The 13,118-nt window shown below is 51.1% G+C and carries 7 protein-coding genes; 5 read left to right on the top strand and 2 right to left on the bottom strand.

The window, feature by feature from the left end; all coding sequences use genetic code 11:
* Positions 1-609: 609 nt before the first annotated feature.
* A complete protein-coding gene (locus O4H53_RS26495; protein WP_269367923.1) occupies positions 610-2,067 on the top strand; it encodes a TadE/TadG family type IV pilus assembly protein in 1,458 nt (485 codons plus the stop codon).
* 166 nt (positions 2,068-2,233) lie between these two features.
* Here O4H53_RS26495 and O4H53_RS26490 read toward each other — a convergent pair whose 3' ends face one another.
* Both O4H53_RS26490 and O4H53_RS26485 read right to left on the bottom strand, forming a co-directional pair.
* Positions 2,234-3,160: a tyrosine-type recombinase/integrase gene (locus O4H53_RS26490; RefSeq protein ID WP_269367921.1), complete on the bottom strand. Its 927-nt coding sequence runs from the start codon at positions 3,158-3,160 to the stop codon at positions 2,234-2,236.
* 32 nt (positions 3,161-3,192) lie between these two features.
* A complete protein-coding gene (locus tag O4H53_RS26485; RefSeq protein WP_269367920.1) occupies positions 3,193-3,540 on the bottom strand; it encodes a hypothetical protein in 348 nt (115 codons plus the stop codon).
* 155 nt (positions 3,541-3,695) lie between these two features.
* On the opposite strand from O4H53_RS26485, the gene O4H53_RS26480 reads away from it, so the two are divergent.
* The 4 genes from O4H53_RS26480 (at position 3,696) to O4H53_RS26465 (ending at position 13,070) form a co-directional block, all read left to right on the top strand.
* Positions 3,696-4,118: a helix-turn-helix domain-containing protein gene (locus O4H53_RS26480; protein WP_269367918.1), complete on the top strand. Its 423-nt coding sequence runs from the start codon at positions 3,696-3,698 to the stop codon at positions 4,116-4,118.
* 4 nt (positions 4,119-4,122) lie between these two features.
* Positions 4,123-4,419, top strand: coding sequence for a hypothetical protein (locus O4H53_RS26475; RefSeq protein ID WP_269367916.1), 297 nt, complete (start codon positions 4,123-4,125; stop codon positions 4,417-4,419).
* Positions 4,420-4,581: 162 nt separating this feature from the next.
* A complete protein-coding gene (locus O4H53_RS26470) occupies positions 4,582-12,117 on the top strand; it encodes a CHC2 zinc finger domain-containing protein (RefSeq protein ID WP_269367913.1) in 7,536 nt (2,511 codons plus the stop codon).
* A 2-nt stretch (positions 12,118-12,119) separates the two neighbouring features.
* Entirely contained in the window at positions 12,120-13,070 is a 951-nt protein-coding gene (locus O4H53_RS26465; RefSeq protein ID WP_269367894.1) for a 3'-5' exonuclease, read from the top strand.
* The last annotated feature ends 48 nt before the right edge of the window (positions 13,071-13,118 follow it).

Raw genomic sequence — 13,118 nt, 5'->3', positions numbered from 1 at the left:
CGTGACAATCGTCAACGCCCTCGTCAAATCAGGCCAGAAATGGTCCACTCAGACCGTCTGAGAAATACAGTTGCTAATAGGCCGCGTTGCGGGCCAATAACGCCTGGTAAAGCGTGCTGTGATCTGGAAGGTCAAAAAGCATCCCTAGAATATACCACCCTTGCAGGCTCCGCGCCGCCGGAAATCAGGCGTCTATTAAAGTGTTCTGAGAACCGGCAAAACATTGCGGAAATCACGCCATATCAGCCGTAAATCCCCCTGGAATCCGCGCCGGACCGGCAGCTTTCTGGCAAGAATCACCTGTCGTTGACCCGCAATCCCATCGATTCTGGCACGGACAATCGGGCCAATTCCCGGCAAATACATGGCAAGCGGGAGCCAGCCAATTGTGGCATTGTCGCCGCTCGCTGCCCAGTGCCGGGACTCTGGCCAGATTGGCGCGCGGCGGTGGAGAGTTCCCCTACTTTTAGAGAAAACCTGCCTATCTTTTGCGGAGGATTGAGGCGAAATATTGACCAGACCAAGGCCGCGCTCTGGGGGCGGCGCTGATCAAATGGGGGCACATTTGAGAGGTTCACGACAATGGCAACAAGATCAACGCCACCCGACATGCGTAGACTGAAAGCATCCATCCGCGGGTTTGGCCGCAGCGAAGATGGATCCATTACGATCTTTGCCTGTTTCATGGTTCTCTGCATGCTGATGATCTGCGGCATTTCTGTCGACGTGATGCGTCACGAGATGGACCGCAGCCGCCTTCAGGCCACTGCGGACCGCGCCGTGCTTGCCGCGACCGCGCTGAACCAGCGCCTCGCCCCCGAAGATGTGGTGGCGGACTACTTCACAAAATCCGGCATCCGGGACTTCATGTCGAACGTCGAGGTCAGCGAGGGGCTCAGCTTTCGCACCGTGACCGTGGGTGCCTCCACCACCATGACCACGCAGTTCATGGATTACTTCGGCGTCGAAACGCTGAATGTCCCCGCCCTTGCCACTGCCGAAGACCGTGTGCCGAATGTGGAGATTTCGCTGGTCCTTGATATCTCCGGGTCGATGCGTTTCTCCAACCGCATGAATGATCTTCGGCCTGCCGCAGCGGATTTCCTCGACATTGTGCTGGATGACGCCAATGCCCAGAAAACCTCCGTCACCCTAGTTCCCTATGCGGGCCAGACAAACCCCGGCCCTTTCATGTTCGACCGCCTGAACGGGGAACGCTATCCCGCAATGGCCATGGACGAGGCCGACGGTGGCATCCCGGAGCACCTCAGCCATGGTGAACTGCCACAAGATGCCATCGGCGGTGTCGGGTCGGATCAGAACACGCGTTACGTCTATCCCAACGTCTCTTCCTGCCTGGACATCGGGACCGGCGGCTTTTCCTCGGCAGAACTGCCATCGGGCATGCTTTACCCGCAGACGCCGCATTTCATGAACTGGGACATTGCCGGCAACGTGATGGACTGGGGCTGGTGCCCGCAGGATCAGACCTCGATCCAATACCTCAGCAATGATCGCGCCGGCCTGAAAAATCTGATCAACAACATGCGGATGCATGACGGCACCGGCACACATTACGCGATGAAATGGGCCGTCTCCATGCTTGACCCCTCGTCGCAGGACGATGTGACCGCGCTGGCAAATGCAGGTCTTGCCGCACCCGAATTTATCGGGCGGCCGGCATCCTATGATGACAGCACAACGCAAAAGTACATCATCCTGATGACGGACGGCCAGATCACCGAACAGGTGCGCCCCATCGACACGATGGACGTAGAAAACCCGGTCCGCGAGTTGCAAAGGGGCCGCCACAACGAACGCGAAACGATCACCTCAGCGGGCACCAACGTGGACAGCTTCTTTCAGCAATGTGACCTCGCCAAAAGCCGGAGCCCGCGCCCGATCATCGTCTATACGATTGCCTTCGAGGCGCCGGGTACGCCCGAACAGCAGATGCGCGATTGCGCTTCCTCCCCGTCTCACTTTTTCAAGGCAGACGGCGACAGCATCGCGGATGTCTTCGAGGCCATCGCCTATCAGATCCGGCAGCTGCGGCTGACCCAATAGCGGTTTCCCGGACACGCCCCCCGCCGCCGAATGCCATCGGGTGGGCAGTGATCTAAACTGTCCGCTCGAATAACGCGACCGAGTTTGAATAAATCTGTACCGAACTGGTGATCCCGGCAGGATTCGAACCTGCAACCTGCCCCTTAGGAGGGATGCTTTCATAGCGCTATTCCTTATGTGATTTCTTAGAGTTGGGTGTTTGTACAGTGTCATCTTGTACGTGGTTTGTAGGAAAACGGGCCCTGATGTCGGCCTCATCGGTCTCTGCGTGGGCATAGATGCGCATGGGTAAATTGGGGTCAGACCACCGGCCAGCCTTGGCTGCAGTGACCGGATCGACGCCTTGACGGACGACCAATTCAGTGAAGAACCCATGACGCCCTGCGGGATGCGCTGACAGGTACAGGATGCCCGCACGCTTGCAAATCGTTTTCCAGCGCGTGTTGTAGCCTGTCGAGCTGCCATAGCCGAAAACACGCGGCTTCATGAACTTGCCAGTCTTCCGGTTCTTTGGGCGTTTGGGCGGCAAAGCAAGAAGCTCGTCCATCATCTGCGGCGAAACGGTGATCCAGCTCTCCGGGTGACCCTTCTGAGCCTTCACTCTGACCTTGTTCTCTGCGGGGCGCAGATCGTCAGGTTCCAGCGAGACCGCCTGATCGATCCGCGCGGCGGTCTCGAACATGAACCGCACCAACGCCGCGTTGTACGGATCAGCAGCATTACAAAACGCCTCGATCCATTCCTTGTCCGCCGGTTTGCGCTCAACTCGGCTTGGCTTCCCTCGGCGTTTGTCCTGCGCGATCCGCTCAAACTTGTCATAGGGCTTCACTCGGATCAGAGGCGTTCCAATCAACTCATGCGCGTTGTTGATCACTGCGCTGGCTGGCGTGACGATCTCCCGCCACCACGTATCCGTCGAAGCCAATGGTTTCCATTTTGGGCCGAGCCCTTTCAACAATGCACCCGAGATGGCGTTAAGTGGCATGTCGCCGATTTCTTGCACAATCGGATTGAGCCTCTCCGCATCATCCTTGGATGCGTTGTACAGCAGGATGGCGTCAGAGAATGTTTTACTGACTTCGTCGCCGACCACATGGCGGCGTATCTGAAATTCGGTCTCAAGTGTTATCCAGTCCCGCGCGCCTGCTTCTGTAGATGCCTTAGTGCTTCGCCGGTATGGGCCTGCGATACGCCTGCCATTGTACTCAATCCAACCCTTGGCCCAGTAGAAACGGCCCCTCTTGTAGATTTGGAGCGGCATGACTGACCTCCTTCAAAAATCGTGTCGATCTGCGCAGGCGTAATAAGCATGGTCCGCCCAAGACGGTAGAATGCCCCTGTTTCATTTGCCCGCTCGCGCAAAGTCCGTTCAGAAATTTCAATCTCTCGCTCAGCCATGATCTCGACCCATTGAGCTGGCGTCTTGCCAAGCCCTAGGATTTGCGAGCTGTCTGCTTTGTCGATCTCTGCCATTTCAGTCGTCCTTATCCAGATGAATTGAATTCGCTGTACGCATGGAATCGCTTGTTCCGCACCTTCTGGCGTGGTCAGATGGGATGAAACGTAAATATACGTCATTTTGTGCGATGTTTATACAAAATTGCGCTATGGTCAATTAGGAAACTTGCATGCCTCGAGAAGATGCTGATTTGTTTGCTGAGATAGGCGCGCGCCTAGCGATCTGTCGCAGCGAAATAGGCGTGTCTCAGGCAGCAATGGCCGAAGCCATTGGCGTCTCGCATCGGGCATATCACAGCTACGAAAAAGGAAAGCGCGGCGTCCCTGTCGAAGCCCTAGTCAAGATGCAGGACAAGTATGAGGTTGACGTCGCTTGGTTGCTGCTCGGAACGAATTCAATCCGCGCCGGTCACGATTTCGATGCGCTGAAACGAATTGAGGCGTCTCTCGATCAACATCTTGAGAGCGCCAACATCAAGATCAAAAGTGAGAAGCGCGGGGCAATCGTCGCGCGCTGGTATGAATCACACGTCAAAGGTCGGGAAGTATCAAATGATGAAGTCCACACCTGGGTTGAATTCGCAAGGGAGTAACCAGATGCAACCACCAAGCGATAACTGGAACCGTATCCGCCGGGCGGCTTTAGAACGGGCGCAACGAACTGCTATCGACCCTTTGTCGCCGCTCTATGACCTATATGTGGGTGTTTGTGCCGTGTATCTAGCGGGGGCTCTTTATTTCAACTTCTTCGAACGCGGGACCGATTTCAGTTGGTACACAGCATGTATGGTCATCTGTGTTGCCGTGGCAGGCGCTCTAGTTCCCGTACTGACAGGCTCAGTTCTGGCCTTGCATTTCGCGAGCAAGAAATTGGAGCGATTGATTGCTGAGTGAGCAAATAGAGTAAGCAGTTTCACTGCTGTTCGGGCATGCGGGTTAGCAACAGGACGCCCTTGAAGACGATGAAAAACTGACACACAGTCAAGACCAAGCTGGTCAGAAAATGGCCATACTACCTTCTAGGATGTGTCAGTTTATTAAATGAAATGAGTTATCGTGGCAAAACGTACAAACCAATTTGAAAGAGCAAATCTCGACTTCATTCAGCATTCGGATATCACGCTGGTCGCGCAAGCTATTGGTCTTCAACTCGATCAAAAAAGGACGAATCCTAGACGCGCAATTTGTCCATTTCACGAAGACACTGATCCTTCTCTAAATCTGTATCACTCTAGCTCTTCCATGGAAGGTAGAGATCACTACCACTGTTTTGTTTGCGGCGCTCATGGCGACGCACTGTCACTTATTCAGAACTATGAAAACCTACAGTTTTGGGATGCCGCCAAGCGTCTCGCGGATATTCAGGGTATTGAGTTACCTAAGTCTGGTCGCTCTGCCGTAGATAAACGCAGTGGACTGAATACATTTTCAGAACAAATTGATGCAGCTAGTGCGGGTGGCGCTGATCTTGCCACCTTCGCAAAGAATAGAGGGTTCTCACCGAAATTCATCTCAGATTTTGGCGGCGGTGTTGTCGAATTAAGACAACTGATTGAACAAGCAGTCGCTGACCGAGCTATCGAAGAAAGGCTAGCAGCCGCGGGGCTTATACGCCGAAAAAGCTCACGCAATGACCAGCCTGACTTCTACGGCACTCCGTTGCAGGGCTTCTTCTTCGGTAAGCGCATTGTTTTCAAAGTCGGCGATACCCAACAAGGGATCGCGGGTTTCATTGCGCGATCATTGAATGAAGACACTCCAAAGTACTTATACTCATACGGATTTCCACGGCGCAGTACGTTGTTTGGGCTCGATCGAATTCTCGCAAAGCTGCGAAGTGAACCGAAGGACAATACCCAAAAGCAACTGGAAGTGTTCTTAGTAGAAGGGATCTTTGACGTTCTACGGCTTGAGAGCCTTGGTTTTAGTGCGGTTGGCATACTAGGTTCAAGGCTTTCATCTGGGAATAATAGCCAGATTGAAAGGCTTAGGCTTCTCGCAGAAAGCGCTGCTCAGTCAGGAGTTGACCTTAAGTACCGAGTATTTCTGGATCATGATGAAGCTGGCAAGAGCGGTTCATATGAAGCGGTAATTGAACTGATCAAACTTCTTGATAGTAGCTCGCCCTTTGACCTCGACGTCATATCGGTACGGGGTGATGTCGAGGAAAAATCAGACCCGGATGCGTTGCTCAAGGACCTTGGCCACAGCGAAGCTCGTGACTTCATTGAAAAAGCAAGTATTTCTGCCCTAAGGTTTGTGGCAGCTTACAGGTTTGGAAGCGATCCGCATCAACGCGACCTAAATAAACCAAGCAGAATGAAGCTTGCAGCGGAAGCCCGCCAGGTAGCCCTCTCCTTAGGCGACGTTTCCTTCTCGAGGGCATTTGCTCCTCTTGAATTCGACGCAACAGATGAGCTTTTGAGCAGATTCTATCAATCAATTCTGAGTTACTCGAGCAACGATCAGGCGATAGAGCCAGTCAGTAAAAACCAAGAGCTTTACTCCGAAACGCTTGATGATCGAGCCGCTCTACTCACTGCGTTGGCCTTTGGCAGAGCGTCCACTCTTAAGCGTGAGTACCCACTGGAAGACGATGCTTGGGAACGGCTCGCGGTTGCGGCCTCCCCACTGTTTCACTTACATCGTAAACGTTTAGAAACTGTAGACTCGCCGTCAGCTCCGCTGTTGACAAGACATGTTCCCAAGGGCGACGGGCGCTATCGAATGAAGTCTGGGCCTGTCGCAGAAGACGCGATCTTGCAGCAATACGTTCTGCTCGAATTACTTAGAGATCGCAGTAGTAAAAATCAGTTTTCCAATCGGGTCCCTGCAATCCGTTATATGAGCGATACGACTACAGATGGAGGAATCTATCGGACGGGAAGCGCAACAAAACGACGCGCACTCAGCTTCGCTTATCAAATCGATATGGACGTCATCAACGGTACGAAACCGCCTGGAAGGACAGGTATTTTCCGTCATTTTTTTGATTGTTGGCGTTCATTTATTGACTACATCGACGATCAAATACGACAGTTCGACACCGAGAACCTACAAATTCTTCGACTCGATATTACAGGATTTTACGATCACATCAGGCGTGACGCCGTGTCTAGTGCCTTGGTGAATCCTCTAAATGACGCATTAAATGTCTTGCCCGAAACTGCCGACGGACGACACCGCTTTGCTCCACTCTTAGATCCTAATGGAGACCCACTTCCAGCAAGACGCGCTGAAGTAGTAACTGAATTTCTTTTAAATCAATCGTTTGGGTGTTCTTTTTCAGACCCAAAGACTGGTGAACGAAAAACCACTGATCCAATGATTGGAATTCCTCAAGGTCCTGATCTGTCCGCTTACCTCGCCAACATCTCATTGTTTGGTCTCGATGACCTGATGGAAGACGAGATCAAAAAATTGAACGAACAAGCCGAAGACCTTCTTCCTGGCGATACAAACCGTCGGGTTAGAGCCAGCTATGCGCGTTATGTCGATGACCTTGTCCTTGTTTGTCCTGATATTGGGACGGCTCTCCACCTCAGAAGGAAGATTGAGACTTTCCTAAAAAATGTTGGGTTGGCCTTAAACCGAAAAAACACGACGCCCCCACCGATGTCTAGAGCGGAGGCCAGAAGCTGGTTAACTGATAATCGCGCAGGCTTTGGTTTTTCTGGACCACTTGCGGAACTACCGACAACTGATGCGATGGACCCTCTTGCGGACGCCGGCGAGATTGATCGAAAAAGTGCCCTGGGACTCCTATATGACCCCGAACTCGATGATCCAGCTAATATCCACAACAGCTTGGGCAAAATTCAACTGGCGCTAAGTGCGCCAGATATCAGGTTCGGTGATAAAACGAATGCATTCAAGCGCCTCTGGTGTTTCGCTGCATCCGAACAAAAAGATGCCAACGGAAGGTCTCTTGCAAATTCCTTCCTTGATCTACTTAAAACAGTGGAGCCGTTCTCTCTCGAGTTTGAACAAAACAGCGATCCTTTGGACTTAGGCTTAGCTTGCTTAGACGGTCTGGAGAAAGCGCTTCGCTTGAGCATTCCAAAAGGCGAACTTTCAGACGTTCGGGTTGAACATTTCAGGAGCGTTCAAAAACGGCTTTCAGAAGGCGTTCTTGATGATCTTTTTGAACCATTAGCCGCCGCAATCTTTAAAGACCGCGACCTTGAAGAACTTCTTTCGAGGCATGATGTTAGAAGTCAGATCGGTATAATATCCTGCCTTGCAGCCGAGAAAATTCTTCTAACAAAGTCAACTTGCAGCTTATCGAAGCTGGAACGGTATTTTCGGTCACAAAGCAGCCACTTACGCCATAGTCTTGCGCGTGGTCTCTGGCTATCTCTCTTCAAAATAGACCCAAAATCAGTCGATCCTCTGCCTCCTTTGGCGCTGAAGGGACAAGATGCGGCAGAGGCCGCGTTTGCAACGGTCAATCACGCGATCGTAAAGCTTCAGCGCATTGAAATACACGGGCCAGACGAAGATGATGTAACCTCCACCGATACAGCCAGCCCGACTAAAAACTTAACTGAAGACCTCGCGTCTTTGACAAGGCAAATTTTGCAAGTCTGGTCTCGTTCGGAAGCCGAAGATGCCGAAGCAAACGCCGGGAAAGCGCATCAGATTGAGCTAGATGCTGCCGCCACTTTCATAAATATTACATACCAGCACTTTGGGGCAGTGATAACTGGGCGCAGTCGATTGATGCAACTGATCGCTAACAGCTCAGCAGCCCACCCCTTGCCTTCCCCCCCAGGGTTAGCAACTTCAGGGATTTTACTTTGGTGTGACAACAAGCTCCTGCTTGCGACTACTGAAGATGACGACAAAAATATTCTAGGTGTAGATTGGCTAGAACATGACATTCCGCAGGTGGCCGGGGTTAAACTAAAGTGCGCCGATCTTCCAGTTGGAGCCAAACCTCTATATTCAGCTGGGTTAGACTGGACCCCCGGGGCAATTTCGGACACCTATCGAGAGTTTTTGCCACTATTCTTAAACCAAGTACCTGAGGATGGTTCGACCGAGCTGTTACCCGTACCAACGGCTTTCTCTTTCTTTGGCAAAATTGGCGATCAGGGATTGGATCCATCAACTGCTAGGCTCGTTTGCTGGGCCGATACAAAGGAAAGCGTCGACGCGCATGCATTCGTTCGCAACGGATCATCGCTTGAAGCCCGTAAGGTTTTTTCTGTAGATGCCGATTTGTGGCGCTACGGTTGGGCTATCAGGGACCTTTGCGAGCGACCCGACCTACTGACCGATGAAGATGGCGGTCAAGACAGTCAGGCCTCTACCGCACTTACCGAAAAAATTCACCGCCAAGAGGCCATGCTAGCACGGGTTCTTCCCCGGCTTTCGGGAGCCGATAAATGGGGAGCAGGCAAGACTTCCAATAATACGCCTGTTCCAACTCGAATTGATCGAGCACTTAAACTACTAGAAAGATTCGGAAAATCACAAACCCAAGAAGATGACGCTTCCTACCTTATTTCGGCCCTAACTGAAGGGGTCTTTATGAGCGATCGGATAAATAAGGACCCTGACCTCACAATCCCCGGCAAAACTGCTGGACAAGTCGTGGGTACTGTTAGGCGGCTTTCAAGAGGCTTGCCTGAAGCAGCCAAGCTATGGGGGCCAATCGAAGACATAACTCCTACATTCAATCGAAGGAGTGCGCGAGCTTGGGCACTGCTCGCCGAAAATGTGAAAGGGCACATACCCAATGAAAGCGCTCAACAGTCGCTCGAAACACTAGCATTAGGACTAGAGATTACGGCGGTTTTGTTTGATTTGAGAGCTCTCGCGTTTGAGCTTTCAAGTCTTCTAACACGTGATGACCTGGCGCTACTTGGGAATTCCAAATTCGAACTATCATGGGTCGAGGACTTAGTTGGGCCAAATATCTTGCTGTTCGACCGTGGCAATTCAAATCCAAATTCCGAACTAGAACAACAAGTTGAACTGTTACTAAGCGTTTTCACTCAACTAATTTTAAAAAAGGGTCTAAATCACAATATCCTTCGAGACATGATCACACCAAGTGGTTGGGTGGTCATTTTGGCGGTTGTTTTACAAATCCTTCCAGTTAGGGAAACACAACCAGATTCAACGACCCACATTCTGAGACCTAAGTTGTGGCGTATGTCACCGGATCAAACTGCAAAAGCAGAGGAGATTCTCAAACCGCTTTTAGTTTTTCTTTCTGCAACTAGCGATGCTGAGGATGGTGATGAATCTTGGCCGTGGTCGGCATTTGATAGACTAAGCGAAAGCAAACCAGAGAACCTTGTCCAGCTTTTGAGAATGCTGACGGAGCTTACTACCCTAGAAGTCACCGATGAGGTCTCGCAGATGAATCCTCGGACCGGTGAGAGTCAGTCAGGCAGATCTATTGTGAGACTAGCGGACGGGACTTCTCAGGCATTGAGTGATTGGCAAGTCGATATTGCGCATATCCTTGGAGAACGTGGAACTAGAACCGAAGCCACAGAAGATTCGAACCACCGAATGATCTTCAACTACTCGGTATCTCGCGTTGGAGCCAAAGTGGTTGGTGTCCATTTGGTTTCGCGTCAGCTTTCTGATGCAACTCTTCAAAACGTCCAGTCCTCGTCTGATGCCGAAATCGTGGGCGACGTTGTTGAAACCGAGGTAGAGGAAGCGCATAAACCGGCCCTCCCCCCCAAACAATTGGGCCTAACTGAGCAAGCCGATTCCAGCAGTGCTGACGGTCCAAATGAACGGCCTACGATTTCATCAAGTGAGGACTCAGATAGCACTTTACAAAAGCTCTGTAAAAGACAGCTAAAGGAGTGGCCAAAGCGCTCAGATGAGAGGAGTTCGAGCCTTAGACGTCTCGCAATCGTCCAGTGGGATGTTGCTGAAACGTACTATCAACCCGCTCACAAAGACGGAAAATATGAAGGCCTTTTGATTGATAGTAAGCCTGCGACTAGCGCTAATCTGGCTGGCAGGACAGTCGCGCTCTCAACAACTGAATTTCGCCGCCGGAAAATACTAGAGCGAGTGCTAGAAGCGTGTCTAGCCTTCGAAGTTGAGGGTATTGTTCTTCCCGAATACAGTGTCCGGCCAGAGACGGTGAACTGGCTTTCGAGGAGAATTAAAGCTGCTGGCAAACCCATTATTGTCTGGTGTGGGACTTTCCGTGTACCATCAGGCTCAAAAATAGATCAATTCCAAAAGGGTTCGAAAAGCTTTGTCCCGTTTGCCTTGGCGTCGGTTGAACCAACTCCAACAGGCAGGCTACGATGGCATCACCATTCTGCATTGTTGACGTGTTTGCGCGGAATTTTGAACGGTGCGAGTTCCGAAGTTGAAGTTGAGCACTTCGTAAGACAAAAGCGGTACCCATCTGCAGCCGCAGGAGAGTTGATTAGGCCGCCGACTTCTGAAGCATGGCATCCAATGTTGGAGAATGTGAAGGATCCCTTTGACTTGGGAACGTACACTCTCGAGCTTATTTGTGCTGAGATGTTTCCACACGCTAGCAGCTCTAATTTTGTTGGGGTCTTAGAAGAGAACATCCAACTCCTCAAGCGATATGCACCAGGAATATCTACTCCAGAACTTTTGGAATCTCTCGATGACGATATCCATAATTTTGCTAAGTGGACGGCATATCGAAGTGCTGCAAAATTAAAAGGTAGCGAACATCAGCCACTTTTTCGAGGAAAGAGCCTTCAAAGAACGCTCATTGTCCTACCGGCCATGACGTCTCGCACGGCTGACTATCATGTCTTCGGACAGAACCAATATCTGGCCGCTGGCCTCGTAACAGCATTTTGTAACGCTGTTACGCCTAATATAAGTATCGGGGAAAGTGCCTTTATTGGACTGAATGGATGGACGACCACGCAAGGGTCAGAAACACCATATGGAACTCATGCGCCTGGCATTTTTGAGCTTGGAAATAGCGAACACAGTGGACCACTCGGCAAGAACGAAGCAGCTGTAGTGATTGCTGACTTGGACCTTGCACGGACAACGGACCAAAAACCGAGGCCACACTATCAGAGTAAGCCACTGCGCATCGTTGCCCATCTTCCGATGATATTTGCAACAGAGACCGGGTCAGGCTCTGGGAAACACGACTATCCAGCTGGGAACCGCAAAGAGCGAAAAAGACAAGTAGCTGAGGAAAAAGAACAAAAAAGCTTTGAGCAAGCCGCTTCCGTGATTGACGCCGCGCTTGGCGCTGACGCGCAATCAAGGCCATTTCTGCCGAGGCCAACCTCGAGCACACAGGCCAACTCTAAGAGTCTTGAAAATGAGGAAAGAATTCTGATTGCTCTTAGGACTTTAGAGACGTTCGTGGATGATCCAAAGTGGATGAAAAAACGTACTAGATCATTTGAAAAACAACGCTTTGACTATCCTCCTGAACTGCCGTTGCCTGCCCTATTGGACTGGTTATACATCGACGATCGATGGGAAAGGGGTTTAGAAAATGGCGACAAAATCGATGAATTCACGGACCCTATGACGCTCGACCTTCCATTGTTAGCGATTGGAGACCGGTCTGGAGATGATCCAGATAGAGGTGTCGACTGATTATGGCAGGCAAATACGTTCCAACGGATCCAAAAAATGCTCGACTAGAGCAGATTGCTGCCGAACTGTCGGAGAGTGGCGACTATCGTGTACTTCGTCGGCTAGATGTTCGTAAGCTTTGCCTTGAGAACGATGGCACGCCGGTTCGAAGAGGTGTTTTCCTGGATGTGGAGACCACCGGATTAGATTTGGAATCTGATGAAATCATAGAACTTGCTATGGTACCGTTTGATTACACAGAAGACGGTAGAATTTTCGACGTCGGGGAGGCACTCCATCAACTTAACGAGCCGAGCTCACCAGTGACCGCCAAGATCACTGCGTTGACAGGCATCACAAACGAAGACCTGGCAGGTAAGTCACTTAACCTACTGGAAATAGACAGCTTGATTGACCAATCTGTTGTCATTGTCGCCCATAATGCTGAGTTTGACCGGCCATTCGTCGAAAAAATCTCCACCAAGTTTAGTAAGATGCCTTGGGCCTGCACTTTGCGAGACATTGCTTGGCATGACGAAGGTTTCAACGGGCGCCGCCTATCCGACCTACTTGCTCACTACTCGTATTTTTTTGATGCTCATCGAGCAACAGACGACTGCTTGGCCGGAATCGGTTTGCTTACAATGAAGCTCCCAGCATCCAACGAGGCCGTGTTGGCAAAATTGCTAGGTGCGGCCAGAAGGACATCCTACCGTATTTTCGCTGTTTCGGCCGCATTTGAGAAGAAGGATACACTTAAAGAACGCGGTTATCGTTGGAATACGGATCTGAAATTTGGACCAAAGTCTTGGTATACGGAAGTAAGCGAAGTCAACTTTGACCAGGAAATTCAATGGCTTCAATCGTTTGTACTTCCGGCACATGCGAAGCCTGTCACACTGAAGCTCACAGCAAGAGAACGATACTCCAAGTTTGGCCCTAACTTAGGGTCAGGACTCATAGCCAGTAGATAACGACTGCCGCGAGAGCGATGGCGGACAAAAAGACCTTTGGACATCTGT

This window comes from Sulfitobacter sp. G21635-S1, assembly GCF_027213915.1.
In the GTDB taxonomy this organism is placed as follows: domain Bacteria; phylum Pseudomonadota; class Alphaproteobacteria; order Rhodobacterales; family Rhodobacteraceae; genus Sulfitobacter.
The sequence above is the reverse complement of the archived record's forward strand: the minus strand, read 5'-3'. Positions and strand labels throughout refer to the sequence as shown.